22 protein-coding genes are annotated in these 23,201 nt (G+C 35.7%); 11 read left to right on the plus strand and 11 right to left on the minus strand.

Features of this window, described 5'->3' with window-relative positions:
- Window positions 1-406: 406 nt before the first annotated feature.
- Window positions 407-1,450: a methionine synthase gene (locus Q4496_RS11810; RefSeq protein ID WP_303610495.1), complete on the minus strand. Its 1,044-nt coding sequence runs from the start codon at window positions 1,448-1,450 to the stop codon at window positions 407-409.
- Between the two features lie 100 nt (window positions 1,451-1,550).
- Entirely contained in the window at window positions 1,551-2,531 is a 981-nt protein-coding gene (locus tag Q4496_RS11815) for a DUF1852 domain-containing protein (protein WP_215974032.1), read from the minus strand.
- A 373-nt stretch (window positions 2,532-2,904) separates the two neighbouring features.
- On the opposite strand from Q4496_RS11815, the gene Q4496_RS11820 reads away from it, so the two are divergent.
- The 6 genes from Q4496_RS11820 to Q4496_RS11845 all read left to right on the plus strand — a co-directional run bounded on the left by Q4496_RS11820 (window position 2,905) and on the right by Q4496_RS11845 (window position 10,087).
- The gene (locus Q4496_RS11820) at window positions 2,905-3,714 is read left to right on the plus strand and encodes a sulfite exporter TauE/SafE family protein (RefSeq protein ID WP_303610496.1); all 810 of its coding nucleotides are present in this window, start codon (window positions 2,905-2,907) and stop codon (window positions 3,712-3,714) included.
- Between the two features lie 316 nt (window positions 3,715-4,030).
- Complete coding sequence (locus tag Q4496_RS11825; RefSeq protein WP_215974034.1) at window positions 4,031-4,588, plus strand: phosphoribosyltransferase; 558 nt, start codon at window positions 4,031-4,033, stop codon at window positions 4,586-4,588.
- 50 nt (window positions 4,589-4,638) lie between these two features.
- Window positions 4,639-5,892: an ectonucleotide pyrophosphatase/phosphodiesterase gene (locus Q4496_RS11830; protein ID WP_303610497.1), complete on the plus strand. Its 1,254-nt coding sequence runs from the start codon at window positions 4,639-4,641 to the stop codon at window positions 5,890-5,892.
- Window positions 5,893-5,984: 92 nt separating this feature from the next.
- Complete coding sequence (locus Q4496_RS11835) at window positions 5,985-7,211, plus strand: EAL and HDOD domain-containing protein (protein WP_215974036.1); 1,227 nt, start codon at window positions 5,985-5,987, stop codon at window positions 7,209-7,211.
- 205 nt (window positions 7,212-7,416) lie between these two features.
- The gene (locus Q4496_RS11840; RefSeq protein ID WP_303610498.1) at window positions 7,417-8,655 is read left to right on the plus strand and encodes a tyrosine-type recombinase/integrase; all 1,239 of its coding nucleotides are present in this window, start codon (window positions 7,417-7,419) and stop codon (window positions 8,653-8,655) included.
- A gap of 175 nt (window positions 8,656-8,830) precedes the next feature.
- Window positions 8,831-10,087, plus strand: coding sequence for a valine--pyruvate transaminase (locus tag Q4496_RS11845; RefSeq protein WP_215974038.1), 1,257 nt, complete (start codon window positions 8,831-8,833; stop codon window positions 10,085-10,087).
- Window positions 10,088-10,191: 104 nt separating this feature from the next.
- On the opposite strand, the gene Q4496_RS11850 is transcribed toward Q4496_RS11845, so the two are convergent.
- Both Q4496_RS11850 and grxC read right to left on the minus strand, forming a co-directional pair.
- Window positions 10,192-10,674 (minus strand): YkgB family protein, encoded by a 483-nt coding sequence (locus Q4496_RS11850; protein WP_215974039.1) that lies wholly within the window; start codon window positions 10,672-10,674, stop codon window positions 10,192-10,194.
- A gap of 52 nt (window positions 10,675-10,726) precedes the next feature.
- The gene (grxC, locus tag Q4496_RS11855) at window positions 10,727-10,984 is read right to left on the minus strand and encodes a glutaredoxin 3 (RefSeq protein ID WP_215974040.1); all 258 of its coding nucleotides are present in this window, start codon (window positions 10,982-10,984) and stop codon (window positions 10,727-10,729) included.
- A 143-nt stretch (window positions 10,985-11,127) separates the two neighbouring features.
- On the opposite strand from grxC, the gene Q4496_RS11860 reads away from it, so the two are divergent.
- Window positions 11,128-11,988: an AraC family transcriptional regulator gene (locus Q4496_RS11860; protein WP_215974041.1), complete on the plus strand. Its 861-nt coding sequence runs from the start codon at window positions 11,128-11,130 to the stop codon at window positions 11,986-11,988.
- A 74-nt stretch (window positions 11,989-12,062) separates the two neighbouring features.
- Here the strand turns inward: Q4496_RS11860 and Q4496_RS11865 are convergent, their stop codons facing one another.
- Window positions 12,063-12,491 carry a MarR family winged helix-turn-helix transcriptional regulator gene (locus Q4496_RS11865; RefSeq protein WP_215974042.1) on the minus strand — a complete coding sequence of 143 codons (429 nt, stop codon included), beginning with the start codon at window positions 12,489-12,491 and terminating at the stop codon, window positions 12,063-12,065.
- 103 nt (window positions 12,492-12,594) lie between these two features.
- Here Q4496_RS11865 and Q4496_RS11870 point away from each other — a divergent pair, with 103 nt between their 5' ends.
- The 3 genes from Q4496_RS11870 to Q4496_RS11880 all read left to right on the plus strand — a co-directional run bounded on the left by Q4496_RS11870 (window position 12,595) and on the right by Q4496_RS11880 (window position 14,560).
- Entirely contained in the window at window positions 12,595-13,050 is a 456-nt protein-coding gene (locus Q4496_RS11870; RefSeq protein ID WP_215974043.1) for a DUF2798 domain-containing protein, read from the plus strand.
- Between the two features lie 42 nt (window positions 13,051-13,092).
- Window positions 13,093-13,818, plus strand: a complete 726-nt coding sequence (locus Q4496_RS11875; RefSeq protein ID WP_215974044.1) for a siderophore-interacting protein — start codon at window positions 13,093-13,095, stop codon at window positions 13,816-13,818.
- Window positions 13,819-14,143: 325 nt separating this feature from the next.
- The gene (locus tag Q4496_RS11880) at window positions 14,144-14,560 is read left to right on the plus strand and encodes a PACE efflux transporter (protein ID WP_215974045.1); all 417 of its coding nucleotides are present in this window, start codon (window positions 14,144-14,146) and stop codon (window positions 14,558-14,560) included.
- Window positions 14,561-14,682: 122 nt separating this feature from the next.
- On the opposite strand, the gene Q4496_RS11885 is transcribed toward Q4496_RS11880, so the two are convergent.
- The 4 genes from Q4496_RS11885 to Q4496_RS11900 form a co-directional block, all read right to left on the minus strand.
- Window positions 14,683-14,838 carry a hypothetical protein gene (locus Q4496_RS11885; protein WP_215974046.1) on the minus strand — a complete coding sequence of 52 codons (156 nt, stop codon included), beginning with the start codon at window positions 14,836-14,838 and terminating at the stop codon, window positions 14,683-14,685.
- Complete coding sequence (locus Q4496_RS11890; RefSeq protein ID WP_215974047.1) at window positions 14,828-16,228, minus strand: MATE family efflux transporter; 1,401 nt, start codon at window positions 16,226-16,228, stop codon at window positions 14,828-14,830. The genes Q4496_RS11885 and Q4496_RS11890 overlap by 11 nt, the downstream gene beginning before the upstream one ends.
- A gap of 57 nt (window positions 16,229-16,285) precedes the next feature.
- Window positions 16,286-17,149, minus strand: a complete 864-nt coding sequence (locus Q4496_RS11895) for a GyrI-like domain-containing protein (RefSeq protein WP_303610499.1) — start codon at window positions 17,147-17,149, stop codon at window positions 16,286-16,288.
- A 380-nt stretch (window positions 17,150-17,529) separates the two neighbouring features.
- Window positions 17,530-17,958 carry a PACE efflux transporter gene (locus Q4496_RS11900; RefSeq protein WP_201294500.1) on the minus strand — a complete coding sequence of 143 codons (429 nt, stop codon included), beginning with the start codon at window positions 17,956-17,958 and terminating at the stop codon, window positions 17,530-17,532.
- A gap of 91 nt (window positions 17,959-18,049) precedes the next feature.
- Between Q4496_RS11900 and Q4496_RS11905 the strand changes: the two genes are divergently transcribed.
- On the plus strand, window positions 18,050-18,928 hold the full coding sequence (locus Q4496_RS11905; RefSeq protein WP_303610500.1) for a LysR family transcriptional regulator: 879 nt from the start codon (window positions 18,050-18,052) through the stop codon (window positions 18,926-18,928).
- A 17-nt stretch (window positions 18,929-18,945) separates the two neighbouring features.
- Here Q4496_RS11905 and Q4496_RS11910 read toward each other — a convergent pair whose 3' ends face one another.
- Together Q4496_RS11910 and Q4496_RS11915 are read right to left on the minus strand one after the other, a co-directional pair.
- Complete coding sequence (locus Q4496_RS11910) at window positions 18,946-20,475, minus strand: metallophosphoesterase family protein (protein WP_303610501.1); 1,530 nt, start codon at window positions 20,473-20,475, stop codon at window positions 18,946-18,948.
- Window positions 20,476-20,587: 112 nt separating this feature from the next.
- Window positions 20,588-23,080 (minus strand): TonB-dependent receptor, encoded by a 2,493-nt coding sequence (locus Q4496_RS11915; RefSeq protein ID WP_303610502.1) that lies wholly within the window; start codon window positions 23,078-23,080, stop codon window positions 20,588-20,590.
- Window positions 23,081-23,201 lie beyond the last annotated feature (121 nt).

A 23,201-nucleotide genomic window follows, 5' to 3' on the forward strand; every position in this document is an offset into this window, starting at 1 on the left:
AGAGATTAGGTGATAGTAACGGGTGTCTTGTAATGAAACTTGCTGACGGCGAGATTGTGTCATAATCAAACTCCTTATGTGTTTACTTTATAAATATAGTCAGGAGTTCTTATTTATTCAAGAAAGTATGGGTGTCCTATTTTTATTCTATTTTTATTTTTTTTTAATTTTACTTACTTAACTTACAGCGCTAAGCAGATAACATTTTAAGGATAAAATAAATTGATTAATGGGTTAAGAGTTTTGAGTTGATGTCATTATTGAAGAAGGATATTTAGCGCCTTTTGAGCTAACTAAAGAGAATTTCAAGAAAATAGACTAAAGAACATAGAATTTGTAACTATGTTCTTTAGTTTCCAGCGGCCAGAAGCCGCTGCCATTTAATAAAATAAGGGTAAGGCAATAGCTAAGCAGTTAGCTCTTTACGGATGATTTCTGCACCTGCACTTAACGCATTCAATTTTCCGCTAGCGATGTGGTGAGGTAGGGGAGCCATGCCACAGTTAGTACAAGGATAAAGCTTGTCGGCGTCTACAAATTGCAATGCTTTGCGTAAGGTGTCGGCAACTTCCTCTGGTGTTTCAATAGTATGGCAAGCAACATCAATTGCACCTACCATCACCTTTTTACCACGAATAAGTTCAAGTAGATCCATTGGCACATGAGAGTTGTGACATTCGAGTGAGATAATATCAATTTTAGATTTTTGCAGCTTAGGAAAAGCTTCTTCATACTGTCGCCACTCAGATCCCAAGGTTTTTTTCCAATCGGTATTAGCTTTTATGCCGTAGCCGTAGCAAATATGCACAGCTGTTTCACATTTAAGTCCTTCAATGGCGCGCTCTAAGCAGGCGATTCCCCAAGCATTAACTTCATCAAAAAACACATTAAATGCAGGTTCATCAAATTGTATTATATCAACACCCGCTGCTTCTAATTCTTTGGCTTCTTGATTAAGAATAATGGCGAATTCCCAAGCAAGTTTTTCACGACTTTTATAATGATCATCATAAAGGGTGTCTATCATGGTCATAGGACCTGGCAACGCCCATTTAATTGGTTGATTGGTTTGCTTACGTAAAAACTTAGCGTCTTCAACAAAAACAGACTTTTGACGAGAAACTGGGCCTACCACTGTTGGTACACTGGCGTCATAGCGATCGCGAATTTTAACCGTTTTGCGTTTCTCAAAATCAACGCCATTAAGGTGTTCAATAAAGGTAGTAACAAAATGTTGGCGGGTTTGTTCACCATCGCTAACAATATCAATGCCTGCTTGTTGTTGATCTAATAACGATAAGCGTAAGGCATCGTGCTTTCCTTCGGCTAATTCGTCACCTTGTAATTTCCAAGGCGACCAAAGTGTTTCAGGCTCTGCGAGCCAAGCTGGTTTAGGTAAGCTGCCTGCCGTTGAAGTAGGTAAAATGGTTTTGTTAAAAAGGGCTTTCATAATAAATAATGTCTTATATGTGTGTTATTAAGCTAAGTATTTAACTTAGCTGTTCAATTTTTGCTTAATGTATATATCAACGTAATGATTAACTATATTTTTAAGCATAGTTAACGTTAGCAGACCATTGCTCAAGCACCGTTTGATAAGGTTTGATAAAGTGTTCTTCAGCAAATTTTCCTTGCTCACTAGCTAACTGGCTACGTTCTTCTCGATCGTAAACAATTTGCGTTAAGGAATGGTCTAGGTTCTTTAAATTTGGTTGATACGACTTTCCTGCAACCGCATTTGCATTGTAAATTTCAGGTCGATAAATTTTTTGGAAAGTACCCATAGTGCTGATTGTGCTTATAAGCTCAAGACTGGTGTAATCATTAAGTAAGTCACCAAAGAAGTAAAAAGCTAATGGTGCAACACTATTTGGCGGCATAAAATAACGTACCTGCAAGCCCATTTTTTTGAAATATTGCTCAGTTAATGATGTTTCATTGGGTTGATATTCAACACCTAATACGGGATGCTGATTTTCAGTTTGGTGATACGTTTTATTATCAGAAACACTGATACAGATTACAGGTTTTTTAGTAAAGTTATCGTTGTAAGCTTCTGAATTAATAAAAGATTGAAATAACTTACCATGTAAAACACCAAAATTTTCTGGAATGCTAAATTTGGTTTGATTTTTATTATGTTCTTGCAGTAAAACGCTAAAGTCATAGTCGCGAACATATGACGAAAAGTTATTTCCTACAATGCCTTCAATACGTTTATTAGTTTTATGATCAACAATATTTGTTTTTAATACTTCAATAGAAGGGAAGGTTTGACCGCTGCCTTCAATATCAACATTAACTGACACAATTTCAAGTTCAACCGAGTAACGATCAGCTTTTGGGTTATCCCAATGTGCTAACGCATTAAAACTATTGTCAATCATTTTTAAAGCATTGCGCAAGTTTGCTTGACGGTAGCTTCCTCTTGCTAAGTTAGCAAAATTAGTAGTGATACGGGTATTGTCTGATGGTTGATAGTCTTCATCAAGACAAATGCTTTTAATAGTAAATGTGAAGTCGTTATTCATTGTGATCTAGTATCCAATTGTCTAATTTAAAACCTAATTTATGTTCGCTGTTGCCAGACTTGTTAATTTACTTTCTGCTTTAATCAGTGAGAAATTATCAAGATCTGTTGTCTTCAAAGTTTGTAGCGTTTGGTGCCTTGTTAACTAATTAATAGTCATTTGAAATATCAATCAGTGTTAAGCGCTGGGTAATTTATACGTGGATTAGTAAGTGATGAAAAGCGCATTTATTTCACATGCCCTATGAGAAAAATTCATGGCCTATATAATTGAATGTTTTAGGTGTTGTCAGTTATATTATTTCGCCTACTGCAAACATAACTACATTTTATGTAGCGAAATAACCCTTTGATTATATTAAGAAGTGAACTGAATGAGTGATTTATTATTGTTAATTACATACTGCGCATTATTAGGCAGTGTTGTTGGTTTTTTAGCTGGACTATTAGGTATTGGCGGTGGGTTAGTTATTGTTCCGATATTGAGTGTTTTTTTACTACATTTTGAAATAATACCACCTGAGCAAGTGGTTATTGTTGCGGTAGCGACTTCTTTGGCATCGATATTATTTACATCGACTTCATCAGCAATTGCTCATCATAAAAATGGTAATGTTCCATGGCACTTAGCCCCTTGGATAATGACAGGTGTAGCCCTTGGTGCGCTTATTAGTGGCTTTATGGCTGCATTATTGCCAGAAAAAATTGTTCGTATCGTGTTTGCTGTAAGTGTGGTACTTATTGCGATAAAGATGTTTTACAGCAGCACTAAAGCTGAGTCTACGACAGAACGCCAAATGCCCAATAAAGGCTTGTTAACTTTTTTTACTACGATTACTGGCGCATTATCAGCCATGATAGGCATTGGTGGTGGGGCGCTTTTAGTGCCGTTGTTAACGTTTTTCTCTATTGATATGAAAAAAGCGATCGGTTGTGCTTCTGCTTGTGGCATTGTGATCGCCTTATTTGGCTCTATTGGTTATATCAGCTCAGGTAGTATTTATTTTAATTTAGCAGATGGTTTTGCTGGCTTTGTTTATTTACCGGCGTTATTAGGTATTGTTTGTACTTCTTGGTTTACGGCCCCATTAGGTGCCAAATCTACTCATTATTTACCTGTTTCAACGATCAAGAAAATATTCGCAGGATTATTGTTAGTCATGGCTGCAAATATGATTATCTAATAGGTGCTACAAGTGCGCTCTTATTGATTTTTTCTGCTGTGATACATAACTAATTTATCCTTTTTATGAATTTACCCATTGATAATGACAGCAGTTAAATAACTATAGGGATGAATTGTTAGGTTTAAATTTAGTAAAATAGTTAATGAAATAACCGTGTAATAACGATGTAACAATCTATATGTATAAATTATTTTCCATTACGCGATAAGTGCCAAATATTAAGAGTAAAATAAAAACCTGACTAATTAGACAAATAATTTTAAAACCTGAATAATCGCGTTATAATACTCAAAATTAAAAGTTAGGGTTATTATTGATGGATAAGAAATATATTACGGCACAAGAGTTACTAGAAGATTCATTCCGATTAGCAGCAAAAGTATATGAAGATGGCTTTAGACCACAATTTATTGTTGGTATTTGGCGTGGTGGTGCTCCAATTGGTATCGCTGTTCAAGAATACTTTGATTATAAAAAAATCGATACGGATCATATTGCTGTGCGTACCTCTTCTTATTACGGTATTAATAAACAAAGTAAAGATATTACGGTTCACGGTTTACATTATATTATTGAAAATGCCAATGCAGATGATGCCTTGTTAATTGTAGATGATGTTTTTGATTCTGGTCGTAGTATTAAAGCGCTTATTGCAAAATTGAAATTAACAATGAGAAATAATATGCCAACGGATGTGCGAATTGCTTGCCCTTGGTATAAGCCTAATAATAAACAAGTAGATATTACGCCTGATTACTTTGTTTATGAATCTGACGAATGGTTAGTCTTCCCGCATGAATTATCTGGTTTAACACCAGAAGAAATTGCTAAAAACAAATCAGACTTAGCGAATATTAAAGACCTGTTTTAGGCTTTTTTCGTTAATTAAATTGATAACTAAATTACATAGGAAATAACCGAATGCGTTTTCTTTCTTGCTTAGTAGCATTACTACTTTCCTGCTCAGTTTACGGTAAATCTGAAAAACCTACTGTAATTTTGTTATCAATTGATGGTTTTTCATATGAATACCTTGAACAACATAAACCAGCCAATCTGCTTGCTTTAGCTAAGTCTGGTACTGTTGCCGAACTGCTTCCTGTATATCCGAGTAAGACATTTCCTAATCACTTGTCGATTATTACCGGCTCTTACCCTATCAACCATGGCATTAGTAATAATAATTTTTACAATCCTACATTAGGTGAGAAATACGTAAAAGGTGCGGGAAAAAATAACCCTGCATGGTTAACAGCCGAGCCTTTTTGGTACGTTGCAATGCAACAAGATATTAAAGCCGCTGTATATTTTTGGCCGGAATCAGAAGTTATTGGAAAAACACCGACCTATAATGTTCCGTTCAATAAAAAAGATTCAAATAAAGCGCGGTTTACACAAATAATTAAGTGGTTAGAGCTGCCGCAAGCAGAGCGACCTCATTTTATTGCTAGTTACTTCTCAACAGTCGATAATGCAGGGCATCATTATGGCCCTAGGTCGAAGCAGGTTGCGAAGGCTATTGCTGACATTGATAAGCTGTTGGGAGAGTTCGTTTCAACATTAGCAAATGATATAGACCAAGAGGTAAATCTTATTATTGTGTCAGATCATGGCATGATACAAGTTGACAAGAATAAAGCGATAAAACCATCAATGGTGTTTGATCAAGAAACGATTAAACTTATTAAATCGGGCGCTATTATTGTTGCAAGTAACGATACCCAACAATTTCTTTATTTTAACCCGTTAAAATTAAAGCAGCCAGCAGAACAGTTACAAGTAATTGAGAACTTAAAACTAAAATTAGTACAGCAGCAGTCTAGTCTTTATCAATTGTACGCTAAAGGAAGTTATCCTAAGCATTGGCATTTAGCTAAAGATATTACGCTTGTGCCAGACATTATTATTGAAGCAATTCCTCCTGCAACCTTTGTTAAGGAGAAATATAACAAAAAATTAACAATTACTGGTACTCATGGTTATGATCCAAAAAACCAAAAAAGTTTAGCTGGAATATTCATCGCTTCAGGCGCGAATATCGCAAAAGGAATTGAGGTGGAACCGTTTGAAAACATACATGTTTTTTCCTTTATGAGTGAATTGTTAAATCTCAAAGAAATATCAACGATTGATGGTAATAAGAAAGTGCTAATGCCACTTATTATGAAAAAATAAATAAAAAGTTAATAGTATGTTATTTTTACTAGCAATTTCATGTAGTAATGTTAGTCTTGAGATCAAGGAAAAGACAATAATAATGTAGTGCAATGAAAAATACTTATATCGCGAGACAAGCAATTTTTAACGATACTTCAGAAACTATTGGTTATGAGCTATTGTTTAGAGACAGTCCTGATAATAAATTCCCCGAAGTTGATCATGATATTGCCAGTTCTAAGTTGATTATTCAAAATCATATTCATGGTGATATTAAAACAATTAGTATGGGCAAGCTGTCATTTATTAATTTCACCGAAAACTGCCTAATTCATAAATTCCCCTTGATGTTTGATAAAGACTCTATAGTAATAGAGCTAGTAGGTCATGAAAAACCAACTAACAAGCTACTAAAAATAATCAAGTTTTATCATGACGAAGGTTATATGATTGCACTAACGCAATATGATTTAGCACTGCATTGGGATGTACTTTTTCCATACATTAATATTGTTAAAGTTGATATTGAAAAAATCAATACTAAACGTTTATTACCTGCTGTTACTCGCATGAGAGCATTTAATATTGCCATTGCGGCAGAGAAAGTAGAAACAAGAAATCAACAACAAACACTTGCTGAAGTGGGCTTTGATTATTTTCAAGGTTATTTTTATCACGAGCCTGAAATTATTAAAGGGCAAACACTTGCACCAATAAAAACTCAAATGCTACATTTGTTAAGTGAAACCTTTAATTCACCACTTAACTATGACAGCGTAGCAGAGATTATTAGTCACGATGTAAACTTAACCGTTGGTTTATTGAAATTAGTTAATAATGTTGCTACAGGTACTCGCGTTAAAATAACATCATTGAAACAAGCGGCGGCTTATTTAGGCGAAGAAAAACTAAGACACTTTGTTTCTATTCTTGCATTGTCTAATCTAACATCTGACACGACCGATGAAGTATGTAAACAAGCATTGATAACCGCGAAAATGATGTACTCATTAAGTAATAATGATACCTTTAAACCGGTTAGTGACTTTGCTTTTATCACCGGATTACTTAGCTCTATTGAAGTAATGTTATCTATGCCTATTTCTGAAATTGTAAAAACGATGCCTTTAGCAGAGCCAATTGAAAGGGCTTTAGTGAAGCATGAAGGTTTATTGGGCCAGTTACTCGATTTAACAACGAGTTATATTTTAGGTCACGAACAGGTAACTATTGATAAAACCTTAACGAATATTTTAAATCAGTACTCATTAGACAAAGACGTTGTACAAGCTGAGTTTTTAAAAGCGAGTCAATGGTGTAGTGATCTCGATATTTAAAGTTAATGCTTATAAGGTAAAAGGCCTTCAGTTTATTGCTTTACCGCCTTAACCACTTTCTAATATTGCCTTGTAAAAATTCAGTTATATTAATGAATTAGCAAGGCATCCAACAACCTATTTGAACCCATTATTTCTCTTTAGTATTGGACATAATAGCTGAGGCTAATTAGAATATATCAAAGTTTCCTCTCATTATGTATTCATGTCTAAAACAATACCTGTACCATTATTTCCCACTTATATCGAATTGTGCGATTTTACGTTTGAAAACTATCCAGAATTAGATGACTTTATCAATACACTACCATCTTGGTGTAAAGTTCATTGGGAATGGGGCAAGGAGTTTCTAAAATACACCGGTAGAAATAAATCAGCACATACCTTTGATAGGTTTAGAAATGAAGTTGAAAAATTTTTATTATGGTCATTTTTAGAAAATAGAACACCGATAGATGAATTACGTAAATCAGATATTCTTACTTATGCAGATTTTTGTTGGAAGCCAGCAATAAATTGGATTGGCACCAGTAATCAAGAGCGTTTTAAGCTACAAAATAGTTACTTTACTATTAATGAAATATGGCGACCATTTAAAATACAAGCGGCTAAAAGCCAGACAATAAAGGAAATTGATAAAAAGAAATATCGTCCGTCACAACAAACCTTAACCTCAACATTCACAGCCGTTATTGTATTTTATAATTACTTAATGGGTGAAGAGTTTTGTTATGGCAACCCAGCGCAGATTGCTAAAAAAGATTGTAAGCATTTCATCTTTGACACCCAAGTTAAAGAAATTAAACGACTCTCAAGCTTACAGTGGCAATACTTATTAGATACTGCTATTGAACTTGCTGATGAAGATCCAATATATGAGCGAAATTTATTTGTAATCGCTAGCTTAAAGACTTTGTTTTTGAGAATTTCAGAGTTATCAGAGCGAGATAATTGGTCTCCAACAATGGGACATTTCTGGCAAGATGAAGACGAAAACTGGTGGTTAAAAGTATTTGGTAAAGGAAGAAAGTTGCGTGATATAACCGTTCCCTCTGATTTTATTCCCTTTTTACAACGGTATCGTTTATATAGAGGTCTTTCTGGCTTACCTACCAGCGGTGATAATAATGTTTTAGTTGAAAAAATACGTGGCCAAGGTGGCATGACAACAAGGCATTTACGACGGTTAGTACAAGATATATTCGATCATGCCTTTACACGAATGAAACAAGCTGAAGGTGAAGACCGAGCGGTAAAACTTAAAGAAGCAACCACGCATTGGCTTAGACACACTGGCGCGAGTATGGAAATTGAGCGTGGTAGAGCACTGAAAGATCTATCAGAAGATTTAGGCCATGCCAGTATGGGCACAACCGATACAATTTATGTACAGTCAGAGAATAAGAAAAGAGCTGAAAGTGGTAAGAAAAGAAAGGTGGATTAATCGTTATTGGTATAATTTTACCGCTCAACTTGCAAGTTAATTCAAGGGTATACTCGTTCGTTTTTAACAAGCATTATTGGATAGCTATTCAGGGTCAGTCATACTTGTTACCATCATTCAGTTTAATTAATTATCTGATTTATATCGTTACTGTATTAATAGGAACTTTTTACTTGTGAAACTCTCTAAATTTGGACAAAAATTTACCCAAAAATCCGGCATAGTCGGATTAATGGATGATATAGGCAATGCCCTTGATGAAAATCCCAATATGATATTTATGGGAGGAGGAAATCCAGGTCAGTTACCTGAAGTTGAAAAAGTATTCCAACAAAAATTAGAATCACTTTTAGCTGATCCTATAAAAAGACAAAGTATATTAGGCGTTTATCAGTCTCCACAAGGAGACAAAGAGTTTCGTGTCGCAGTGGCTAGTTTTTTGAAAAAACAATTTGGTTGGGATCTTAACCACAATAACATTGCAATTTCTAATGGTAGCCAATCAGCTTTTTTCATTTTATATAATATGTTTGCTGGCTCTATGCCAAATGGCGATTACCATTCCATTCATTTACCTTTGTCTCCAGAATATATAGGGTATAAAGATATTGGAGTAAATGAAAACTTCTTTACAGCAACTAGACCATCAATTGAACTGTTAGATGATAACTTATTTAAATACCATGTAGACTTTTCAACGTTAGCATTGTCTGACAAAACCGCGGCAATGTGTGTTTCTAGACCTGCTAACCCAACAGGAAATGTACTTACTGATGATGAAATCAATCATTTAGATGAATTAGCTAAAGAAAAGAATATACCACTGATTATTGATGGTGCTTATGGTCTCCCTTTTCCAAATATCATTTTTACCGAAGCAACACCTCACTGGAATCAAAATACAATTTTAACCCTTAGCCTTTCAAAAATGGGTTTACCTGGTTTACGTACAGGAATTGTTATTGCCAATGAAGAGGTTATTGAAAAATATACTAATGTAAATACCATTGTTAACTTATCTTGTGGTTCACTTGGCCCAGCATTAGCTAAAGAGTTATTTAAAACCGGTGAAATTGTTTCTATCACGCAAGATTACATTAAACCTTTTTATCAAGAGCGCGCTAACAAAGCGGCTAACTGGTTTCGTCAATATCTTGGAAACCTGCCGTATCGAATACATAAGCCTGAAGGTGCAATTTTTCTTTGGTTATGGTTTAAAGACTTACCAATAACAAGTCATGAGTTGTACCAACGCCTTAAAATACGTGGTGTTTTAGTCGTACCAGGTGATGATTTTTTTGTTGGAATTGATGATGAATGGTCTCATAAACGTGAATGTTTACGTGTTTCTTATGTTCAACCTGAACTACAAGTAAAGCAGGGCATTCAAATTATTTCAGAAGAAGTTATGAAGGCTTACCAAGGGATATAGTAGGCTTATTCATATTTAGGACCGGATGTAGAGCACAAAAAGCCAACGATTAGTCGCTGGCTTTTAATAAAACTATTATGTTAGAGTTGAATCAAAATAGTAACTTACTTTTTAACACTTAGTGCTTTACCTAGTAGCCAAACAGATGAAGCTAATAAAACTAAATCTTTAACCAAAAACTGCCCAGGTACTACATTTAGTGCTGGAAAACCGCCTAAAGAAGCTTCCCAAACGGGTGCTGTTAATAATAGACTTGACGTTACTGCAAATGTTGCGATTGCACCTAAACTGCCCACAATACCAACGATACGATTTAATGGTGTTAATAAAAGCGCGACAGCTGTGACAATTTCAACAGTGCCAATAAAATTAGAAGCACCTTGTAAACTAAATACGCTATAAAGCCATGATGTAAGTGGGCTTGACGCTACTAATCCTTCAATTGCACCCGCTTCGTAGGCACTAAACTTCATTGCACCAATCCAAATAAGTACCAAAGCTATTGAGAATCGTATTGTATTTTCACCGATTTTTGTAATACTTTCTGCGCGACCTTGTGTGTTGTGATGTATAGTTGTTGTGTTCATTATTTATTCCTTTTTTAATATCTACGTATTAGTTTTTTATTTAATAATTATTTTAGTGTTGCTGTAAAAATTTGTTTAGCGCACCACTTCTTAGCGCTTTATGAAAATCATCGGCACCGCCAATGTGCTGGTTATCAATAAAAATTTGCGGAACAGTGGTTCGTTGGCTGCGTTCTCGCATTTCTAATTGAAGTGCTTTACTGTTAGTTACTTCATACTCTTGGTATTGAAGACCTAGGCTAGCTAAGGTAGCTTTTGCTTGTTTACAATATGGGCAGTAGCCTTTGCTATAAATTTCTATTTTACTCATCAGATACCTCTGTAGTTTTTTTGCTATGTCGTTATGATGAGTCTATTATGACGGTTATTAAAATCCCAACAATGTGCGAAAGTCTTTACTTTGTACACTAATCGTCTATAATTAATTTTTTAATGATGTATTTAGATAAACCTATGGAAATACTCAGCGATATTTTGACTTCATTACGAGTCAGAGGAAGCGTCTACTTTTGTAGCCAAATAGAATCACCCTGGACAAAAGAATTCAAAAATAAAACCACAGCAAGCTTTCATTTAATTAAGCGTGGTGCATGTTGGGTGACAATTGGGGATAGAGTAGAGCAGTTGGGTGCAGGTGACTTAATATTTTTGGGACCTGGAATTGATCATACGCTGTCTAGTGAACCGCCTATCGGTCAGGCACTTTCGTATGAGAATACAACATTATTATTATGTGGAGACTGTTCATTTCAGCATGACGAATTAAGTCCACTGAGTAATATATTTGAGCAAGTAACCATTGTGCGTGAAGAGGAAATTGAGAAACATACATGGCTCAAAAGTACATTTAATCAATTAAGCTCTGAATATATGTCACAAAGTCCGGGTAACGAGATCATTGTAAATAAGTTAACTGAAGTTGTATTAGTTGAGTTAATAAGAATCAACTTTGGACGACAAGAAGAACATTCATTTTTTCATGCGCTGCGTGATAAACGTATTACAAAAGCGCTAGAGCTAATACATAGTTCATTCGAACAACCTTGGACGATTGAAACCTTAGCTGCAAACGTGGGAATGTCGAGAGCAGCATTTGCTAAACGTTTTTCATCACTTGTTGGACAAACTATATTTAGTTATTTATCTAATTTACGTATTCAAAAGTCTAAGGAGATGATTGCTAATACCTCGCTCTTTATTGATGATATTGCATTATCTGTGGGATATGAATCAGAGCGTGCATTCACCAAAACCTTTAATAAATACGTTGGGATGACACCAAAACAATTTCGAACTCAAAAAAATAAAAATTAGTATTAGCTGTAAAGCCTCAAGCAAACATTTCTAATACTCAATATTATTATCTCTTCAATGTTAACTTTTAATTCCTATTCAATGCTCTTAGGATTAAGGTTACTTTGCAGTATTTGGGTTAACTGGATAAAATCATCAATTTTTTCTGGCGAAATGTCGTTTGCCATTTTATTGAATACTCGTTTTTCGGCGATTTTAAATAACTCAATTATTTTATCTCCCTTAATAGATAACTTTAATAGATGGCTACGTTTATCATTTTCATTATCAATTTTAGTAATCAATTCTTGGCTAACTAACTCTTTAATTAATCTATTAATTTGGGCTTTATCTCGCCCCATGAAATCAGCTAATTTTTGTCCTGTGCAATTATCAATTATTGATATCACTTTTAACGACTTCAGGTGCATTGGCGCTAAATCAATTGATAATAGCTTTATTTCTTGCTTCATATTATTGCGCACAGCGTGTACTAAACCAAAAATTGCTTCACTTAATTCCATGGGCTCTCCCGGATAAATTCAGTATAGATCAAAAATTAGTTGACATTATCAACCAAAATAAAATATAGTAGACCTTATCAACTATATTTTATTGGGTACTGTTATGCAACTTAAATTGAAAAACCTATTTGTTATGTTTTTAATCATGCTTTTTATGGTTGGGACTATTACGGCGATTATGACATTGGTCAATCTTTCACCTGCTCAACCTTTTATTAATACATGGGTTAATTCATTTATTTTTGCGTTGGTTGTTTTGCTCCCCGTTGGTGGCGTTCTATTTATCGGTATCAATAAGCTTATAAATCAATACTGTCTTGCTTGGTCATCTTTACAAAAGAATCTTTTTCAAGGTATTTCAATGGCGATAATAATGGAGTCGATTATAGCAGTAGTTCTTACGGTTAAAAATGGCAGCTACGAGTCTTCAGTTCAGTTTTCACAGTTATTTTTTAATAGCTTACTTTTTGCATTACCTGTTGGGCTTACGCTGTCACTGGTAATGACTTTGTTCATAAAACCAAAACTTGAAGGGTACATAGCAAAAGTACCTGCTTAAACAATTGATTAATAAATTAATAGATAAAAATAGGAAGATATTATGGGACCTACAATGCGTATGACACAAGTATTATCGGTAGATGATTTATCCCCGCATATGAAAAGAATTACCTTAACTGGTGAATCACTGAGTGATTTCCCTGAAGACAAAGAAAGTGCTCATGTTAAAGCTATTTTCCCTAATCCTAATTCAAGTAGCAACAAACCTAAATTGGGTTTATATTTCGGCTTTAAGAAATTTATGCGCTCTTATACAGTTAGATCTTTTGATAAGCAGAATTTAGCACTAACCATTGATTTTGCGGTAAATGATCATCAAGGCTTAGCAACTAATTGGGCGCTTGAAGCCAAAGCAGGAGATTATCTTGGCATAGCAGGGCCAGGAGATGTAAAGCACCTTGATATCAATGCTAAGCAACATCTTTTTTTTGGTGACATCACAGCCTTACCTGCCATTGCTGCAACTTTGGAAAAATTACCTGAAAATGCCATTGGACATGCTTATATACAAATTCCTGATAAGCAAGACAAGCAAACATTAATAACTCCGAAAGGGATAAACATTCATTGGTTGGTAACGCCAAACAAGTTAACTGAAGATTTTTTAGATGGGCTTAAATCACAAAGTAATCATTTGAATGATACTGCTATATTTATCGCTGCTGAAGCAAGTGTTGTAAAACAATTAAAAAGCTATTTAATCAATAATTGTGAGTATGATAAGTCAACACTTTATGCTAGTGCATACTGGAATCAGAAAAGATAATTAAGGTTGTACCTAATATTTTCGGTATTTATCAGTAAAACTTGAAAATAGCGACCTACAAGAACCATAGTGGTATCACTTAATATGATAGTAACTAACTATTTTATTGCTTAAAAATAAATGATAATAATGGCAGAATATTTATATTTATACCAGTTTCATTAATTAAGTGAACAATTTTATACGTAGAAAAAATCACTAAATAAAAGACATTTATTTCAATAACTCTTTGTTCTAATTATTAAATAAATAACGATGTCGTTGGTGATTTTAGCAAGGTGAAATAATCACATAGCTAGTGAGATTGGTTAAGCATGGATGAACAATGGAAACAATTGAACGGATCTTTCAAGCCATTCTTTTTGAAATGATAGTACTTTCTATTTTGATACCTACGTCAGTTATCATTGGTGGTTTTAAGGCAGAAAAAATGATAGTTGTGGCAATTGGACTATCTTTATTTGCGGTATTTTGGAACTATATTTACAACATAATATTCGATAATTTTATGGGGATAAATCGTTCAGCAAGAGGTTTAGCTGCACGTTGTATTCACGCAGTTGGTTTTGAACTAGGTATGATCGCAATAACACTGCCAGTAATAGCTTGGTATTTAAATATAACGTGGATAGCCGCATTAATTTTAGAAGCAGGTTTTCTAATCTTTATACTGGTATACACCTTAATATTTAACATATTATACGACCGCTATCAGCCTTATCAAAAATGGTTTAGTAAATAACGTCTTTAGCTTAAATGCTAAAGACGTTAAAGTTTGTCTCGTAAAATGTGTTTCATAAAGTCTATCGCTTGCAGTAAACTTTGAATAACTTACTGAGACAACAATATAACCTGTTACATTCTTCAGGCCAAAATCTTAAATTGTTTCATGGAAGCGCTCAGCTGCCGAGGTTTTTGCGATTGCCATCCTTGTTTTATCGGGGGCAGATCAATCATCAACAACCAGCCCTTGTTATCATCGACAATTAAATAAACACCTTGGTTGAGATCAGCTTTCATATTTTGTCTGCTTCTTATTTCTTATAAAAAACAAGCCAAATGGATTACCTGATTTTTGCCTACGTTTATATAAAACAGTAATGGTCAGTAACAGCGCTAAAATTTCTGCGCTTGGTCCTGCTAACCAAATGCCTTGTTCTGCAAACAATAGTGGCAAAATAAATATCAACGGTAGGGTGAAAATGTATACTTTTGCCAGCCGTAAAATAGCAGCTCTTTTGGCATCGCCCATGGCTTGGAACACAACACCCACCATCATTAATGGGCCTAATAAAAATAAGGCTGATGACATAATAGGTAAAATACGCGACACTTCTGTAGTGACATTGATATCGTTAACAAACACACCGCCCAACTGATTTTTAAGCAGTAAAATAACAAACTGACAAAATACACAATAAATAAAAGCGATGATAATGGCTATTTTAATTGCACTGTTTGATCTTAACCATTCTTTTGCGCCAATGTTATTACCTAAAATCGTTTGAAACGCCATACTTAAACCTAACAAGGGCAGAAAAATAAAGGTCATAATTCGCGTAATAATGCCATAAGCAGCAACTGTCATACTGTAGTTCGCGTCACTCCAAATTTGTAAATTGTATAAAATAAAAGCAGAAGAAAGTGCCACACCAACATAAGACAAGCTGGTCGGCGCGCCTAACGCTAAAAAGTCTGACCATAACTTACGGTTTGTAGTAAAACGCACAATAGCAACTTTTAACGCGGTTTTACTGTAACGACGAAATAAGTACACGGCAAACAGGGATAAGGTTTGCGCTAATAACGTACCATAAACAGAACCAATAACTCCCCAGCCAAGTATCGCAATAAAAATATAGTTAAACACAATATTGAAGAATACTGATAATAAAGGCACAACCGCCATAAAAGACATCTGTCCTTCACAGCGTAAACTATCGCTATTAATAGTAAGAATAAATAATAACGGCGAGAAAAATATCATGAGTGATAAGTAATCATAACTCATACTAGATAAGCTTACAGAGCCATTATTAACAAACAACACCAAGTGCTCACCGCCCACTAAAAAAAGTACAATTAGCGCCATGCAAACACACATAGACAGCGTAATCGCTTGACCATAAGCGGATATAGCTTCATTCTTTTTATTAGCACCTAATAACCTTGCCATTACACTTGAAAAACCCGCAGACACCCAACTTGATAAAGCGACAAGTAACATAAAAGCAGGAAATACAGAAGTAACAGCGGCAAGAGCATGAGCACCAACAAACTCACCAAGAAAATAGGCATCAACTAATGAAAACGACCCATTAACTAACATCATTAATACGATAGGTGCAGCGGTTTTCATAAACACAGACGGTAGTGAACCGACAAGAAACATGTTGTTAGCGTGGGGCATTGTTATTTAACTCCTAATGGGATAAAGCTCGTCAGTGAAAAGATCATAAATAAAAAACTATTTAATTGGTAAATAAATATCAGTGATCACTTCATGTTCAGACACGTCATGAACAAAATTTACATAATGAAAAAACACAGGAAAATCTCTGCATTGTTCACCACTTGTTGGTAACCATTGTTTATATAAATAATAAACGCCTTTACTTAAATCATCACGATTACCAATATCACGAACAACGGCACAGCGTCCTGCAGGAATGATTTGATTTACTACACCAAATTCATTCTCTGGAATGTCTACTGTAACTGCGCCGCAAAGATCAAAATGAAACTCTTCTGCTTTTACTACATTAGGATCAGAATATGGTATGCCGTAAGTATTACTGGTTTTTATTGGCGATAACTTGCTGGCTTTACGCCAAGCAATAAATTTCATCGATGTTTGGTAGTGCAATTTTGGATCTCCACGATGCGCCAGCGCCGCTACTTTCTGTTCTTGAAAATCAACAATTTTAACATCCATTTTATCATCCATTTTTTCTGTTAACGCTAGCGTTAATGTATTGGTTTTGTCATGCCAGTTAAGCCATTTAGGAGATTTTCTAAACTCAGATGGACTTTGTCCAAGCTCGCGCTTAAAGGCTCTTGAAAAGGCCTCTGCACTTTCAAACCCAGCTTCAAAAGCAATGTCGATAATTTTAATATTAGCTTTAAATACCAGCCTAAAAGATGCACGTTTAAGGCGTGACATCTGAATAAACTTAATCAAATTAAGCCCAGTGAAAGCTGAAAAAACACGATGAAAGTGAAACTTAGAAAAACCTGAAACTGCACTTAATCGATCTAATGTTAAGTCATCATCAAGATTCTGATTTATATAATCACATACCCTAATAATATTTTGTTCGTAATTACTCATTTGATAAGACTTACCCCATTATTTATTGCCTTAGCAATTAATTCTCTATGTAGTTTAGATTTATTAATCTTAAGTAGATATTACACGTTGCCATGAAAAAATATTGACTGAAATTGCTAATTTTTGAATTAATTAAAATAATTAACAAACACATGCAGTAAATGTAATTTGCATTACTTTAGGATTTTTTATGATGCATTGAAACGTATTATAAGTGCATGGCTGCATGGCTGCATGAGATGTAATTGAGTGGTATTGCTGTGTGCTATTTTCTAATGACTTAACTAGCAAAGGTACCCAGTAATAGTATGGTGTACCTTCGCTAAAGATAGTTTATTGTCAGTCTATTTTAGTTAGTATTATCAGTGTATTGTTAAAATCTACAATGCACTGATAATACGTACACGAGCTAGATCATAACACCAGTTATAAATAATCGCGTATAACAAGAAGAATAGAATAAGGGTTGTTTCCATCGCGGCAACAATCCAAAAGTCTAACTGTAGTACCCACATTATTAATGGGAGCGTGACGAAAGTTAGTCCTAATTCAAAACCGAGTCCATGACCTATACGCATTTTAATTGTACGATTGATGCGATCATCTCCGAAAATATGATCGAATACTAAGTTGTAAAAATAATTCCAGAACATCGCAATTAATGACAGGCCCATAGCTAATCCTGTGGCTGATTTTGTATCTACATCGATAAAATTCATTGCGGCATATATCATAAATATTAATGCAATCGCTTCAAATAATACGCTGTGTAAAATACGCTCTGTTGTACTAATACTTTGCACGTTCATGCTAAATTTCCTTTCGTTGCTTTGTATTGATGTTGTTATAATAATCATTCATTATGAAAGAATATAGTTAGTTACTATCAGGAAAAGTGATATGTATAATTTAGAACAGCTGAGAATGTTTGTAGAAACAGCAAAATTTGGTTCATTTTCAGCATGCGCGCGTAAGTTAGGCAAGGTTCAATCTGCAGTGAGTCAAGGGATTGCCAACCTTGAAATAGAACTTAATACCCGATTGTTTGATCGTACTAGCCGTAAACCAACTTTAACACCACATGGGGAAAGATTATTACCGTTTGCTCAAGCAATTTTGCGACAGACTTATGAGCTTGACTCAGTAAACAATGCATTAAGTTTATTTCATGAAACAGAGGTTAAAATAGCGCTAGATGATGCCTTACTTCCGGTAGTTACCGATATTTTAAATGATTTTTCAACGAAGTTTCCTGGTACTAATTTGGAGCTTTATGCTGTTTCAACACCCGATGTATTAACCTTGGTGAACACTGAACGAGCTGATATAGGGCTGATGTTTGCGAATATCGGTTTCCCGAAAGAAGTGGATTTATGTTACATAGGGAGTTTGCCGTTTTATGGCGTTGTGAGTCCATCACATCCACTAGCGAGTATGGATATAGTCACCGTTTCAGACTTATCAGCCCACCGTCAATTATTGACAAGAGGACTTGATGAAAAAACCTTGCCGCAAAGCCCGAATATTTCTTCGCATACTTGGTGGGGAAGTAACTTTAATGCTGTTAATACAATGGTAAAAGCAGGATTAGGTTGGAGTTATATTCCTGCTTATATGGCAGAACAATACGAAAAAAGAGGTGAAATGGTACGCATGAATTTAAGTTTCGATCATAAGCCGTGGCCTATGCAAATTGAACGTGTGATGACCAAACAAAAGGCCAAAGGGCCAGCCTTGATATGGCTGGCTGATGCGGTCACTCATATATTGGATAAATAATAGCTTTATTGCCTTAGTTATTCTGCTAAATCATGATGGCTTTTATAATCACCTGTGTTGTCAAAAGTACGCTGTTCGGGTAAATCGCTAATGACTTGCAAGATCTTTTGACCACTTAATGCCTTTGTTAAGGTAAAACCATCGTACAACTTTCCATCTGTGGTAAATGATTGATATATTAGCTTATTATTGTTTTTTTTAATTACCTGATAAGTAGGAGTATTCTCGCCTATACGTTCAAGAGTCACACCATAATGACTATATTCTTGCCACCGTGTCAGTTTTTGAGGATAGGTTTTAGGGCCTGCAACTGATGTCACAAATACCGATTTAACTTTTTTAGGTGACGCATGGCTGGCCAATACGGCAATATCTTCTTTTGTACCTATACTGCCACGCGCATACGTGTGATCGTGACCTTGTAACACTAAGTCGACATTATGTTTTAATAAAACAGGTAAGAAAGCCGCTCTTACTTCTGGCTCGTCTTGACCTGGGGTATTTAATGGTACGCCACAAGATGAAAATACTGGATGATGCATAGTGACAATTCGCCATTGTGCGGTGCTATGTTGTAGTTGATCATCTAGCCATTCAGCTTGTGCTTGTAACAAGGCAACGTCACCTTGAGCTTCAGAGTTAAGTACAAAAACATCTAAATCGGGGTAATGTGATACGTAAACAGTTTCTTGTAATGCTTTAGGTAAACTAGGAGCAGGAGGCAATGTGAATTGATCTTGCCAAAGTGTTGAAAGCGCCCAATTTTTCTGAGTGCTCGCCTTTGTACTCGTTTTTATACTGTTATTTGTATTTTCATTAGCTTGTACTTGCCAATCATATTCGTGGTTTCCGGCGACTAATACCGCAGGGAGCATGCCATGTATAAAGCGCCCAGCATTAAGCCAGTTTGACCACTGCTTATCATTCGCTCCTTCGTTTACTAAATCCCCAGCGTAAATAGCAAATTCAGCATTGGTTGCGTTTTTCCATGCCCGTCGTAAAACCATGGGCCAATGAGAGTAAATGCCGTTTTGTGCATCACCAAAATAAAGAAATTCAACATCTTTATTCACTGTTACCGGCGAAGTTTTAATTTGTTGCCAAGGCGACCATTTACCTTTGCTACCACTAACACGGTAGTTATATAGGGTATCTGGAGATAAGTTTTTAAAGGTAATTGCATGATAATTAACATCGGGCAATTTATCATTAGCAGGGTACTTAAATTCCCCTTGATTATTTTCACCTTGTTTTAAAGAGACAATACTGGTGATTGCGTTAACGGTACTGGCACGCATATCAAATCTGGCATCTGAATTTGCTTTAACTATTTGCCCATAAGTACTATCGATAATGTTATTGGTTCGCCAAGTAATTGAAATACTTGTCGCCGGATCTTCTGTCGCTGTGGCAATAATACGATCTGGCCATGAAGAGGCCAATTGATAGGGTGTTTCTGATTTAGAGACTTGCGGCGTATTAGCCAATGCAGCATTTGATATAAGTAAGGGTAGAGCTAAGCAAAAAAAACAAGTTGATGAAGTCATAAAGTCACCTGAAAATGTACTAACACTTAATAGAAAAGCGTCACAACAATATGAGACGCTTTATGGTAAGAAAATAACGCCCCTATTAAGGGCACGTTATTTATATTGGTGGTTAAAATGCGTAGCTAATACCACCACCATAAGTTGCTGGTGCACCAACTAAGCGAGAGCCACTATTGAGTTCAAGAAAGTAAACTTCATCAGTAATATTGCGGCCATAAGCATATAAATTTAAACCATTGTTCAATGTTACATCCACACGTAATCCAAGTAAGCTGTACGAAGGCGTGGTGTTTCCATCACCCGCATTTAAACGATTAGACTCCTCACCGTGGTAGCTATAATTAATACGCGCATTTAACTGAGTATTATTAGCGAATGACGTTTCATAATTAAGTGCGGCCGTTTGGCTCCATTTGGGTGAGCCAGGAAGTGGATCGCCAATGGTGCTGATAACATCATTCACACGGTTTGAATTAAATTCAGTAATCTCAGTATCTAAATAAGTACCTGCAGTATTGAAGGTAACTCGATGACTATCTTGTTCAAACAAAGTAACCGCTAGTGAGGCTTCGGCACCACGAACGGTAGCTTTACCTACGTTTGTTCTACCGTTTGTATCATTTGATAAACGAGCTGTCGCTTGTAATTCTTCAAAGTCATAAGAAAATAGATCCAAGGTAAAATTGACCGTGTCGTTTACATAACGTGCTCCTGCCTCGTAAGCAAATACTTCTTCTGATTCAAAAGGCTGCGTTTCTTCTTCTGAAAAAATAGAAGTACCGTCGAAGCCACCACCACGATAAGCCGTACTGACAGAAGCAAATACGTTAAAGTTGTTGTTAACAAAATATTGCACAGCTAATTTTCCTGACACGTTGCTGTCGTCAAATTGTCGATCCCAAGAAAAGTTAGCATCAGTGTTAAAAGTATCTTCAAATATCGATAATCCCCAAGGATCTGCATCAATGTTTTCGCCACGAAATTTAGCGCTATCTTTGGTGTAGCGTAGTCCTGCACTAAGCACTAAATCGTTAGATACATTCCAGTCAAGATTACCAAAAGTAGCAACACTATTACGACGTTGATTATAAGGGGAGCTGTACTGAGACAATACAGCATAGCTGGTCCAGTTACTGGTAAAGTCGACAGAATCGTTGATAAAAAAGGCACCTGCTATCCAATCAAATTGGCCGCCAGTACTATCACTTAACCGTATTTCTAACGATGTTTGATTCAAACTATCATCAAAATTGTATTGATAGCGCGGGAAAGAAGTACCATCACCATTTCCACTAACGTTACGATCACTACTTTGAAGTGCAAATAGCACATCTAAATTTAAATCTTTATCTAATTGACGACTGAAATCACCTGAAAATCCGCTTACGTCTATTTCGTGTGAATAATATTCACTGGCATAGAATTCATAAGGATTATCGTTTTCACCGGCATTAAGAGCAGAAGTATCATCATCGAATGCAATGCGATCATATTGGCGAGTATCGCCACGGTTTTGGCTAACAAAATAGTGTAAGGTTAACGATGTTATATTATCAAATTCATATTCAGCAGTGCCTCGAAAAGCAAATAAATCAGCATCACCAAAACCATCACGTTCACCGGGATCTGTCACCGCAGGAATAATTCCTTCAGTACCTTCAGGTACGAACCCAGCAAAATCACCTGCGCCTTTACCATCCATAAAGCCACCACCTTGCTTCATTAATACTGCAACCCGTACACCTAAATTATCTGATACTGGGCCACCTACAGCAGCGCTACCAGAAACAAAGTCGTATGAGCCATATTCAATATCTGCATAACCGTTTAAGTTATCACCTGGGGCACGCGTAATTGCATTAATTGTACCGGCTGTGGTATTGCGACCATATAACGTGCCTTGCGGTCCTTTAAGTACTTCAATACGTTCTAAATCAAAAAGTGGCATACTTAAATAAGCATTAGAGGTTTGGTAAATACCATCAACATGCAGAGCAACTGATGGGTTACCATTAGGTTTGTAATCATCAGCACCACCAATACCACGAATAGTGATAAAGCTGTTTTCAGGGCCACCAAAAGCTGAATTGATTGATATGCCCGATAAACTATCGATTAGGTCGGTGAAATCAGTGACACCTTGAGCTTTTAATTCATCGCCACCTAGTACTGAAATTGCTACGGGCGTATCTTGTAAGCTGCTCTCGCGTTTAAGGCCAGTAACCACAATTTCATCCATTGGGGCTTGATAGTTAGCAGCACGTTTATTAGGTGAAGCAGGGCTTAAGTCTGCTTTTTTTATGATGATGGCACCACTTGGTTGTTCTTGGGCTATTAATCCACTGTCGAGTAATAATTGGTCAACGGCTTCAATAACTGTCAGTTTACCTATTGCAGCAACGGCTTGTTTATCACTAACTAAGCGACTTGGTGCAATAATCACGGTTCCTGTTTGTTGAGAAAGCTGATTAAGCGCTTGCCCTAAAGGTTGAATGGAAATATTTATTTCAGCTTGTTGTGCAAATACATGTTGAGGCGTTAAAGAAGCAAGTGCGCCACTAAAAAGTGCAAACTTAATAGAGCTACTGAGTAATGTTTTCATAATGTATCTTCCGGTTAATTAATAGAGGTTCGTTACAAGAGTCATCAAAAAGAATTTTTTTTCAGTAAATGTTGATGTTTAACAAAAGCTTCATAAATTGAAGCTTATGAAAAACGTCCAG

Origin of the sequence: Colwellia sp. 5_MG-2023 (genome assembly GCF_030547795.1) — a bacterium.
Lineage (GTDB): Bacteria > Pseudomonadota > Gammaproteobacteria > Enterobacterales > Alteromonadaceae > Colwellia.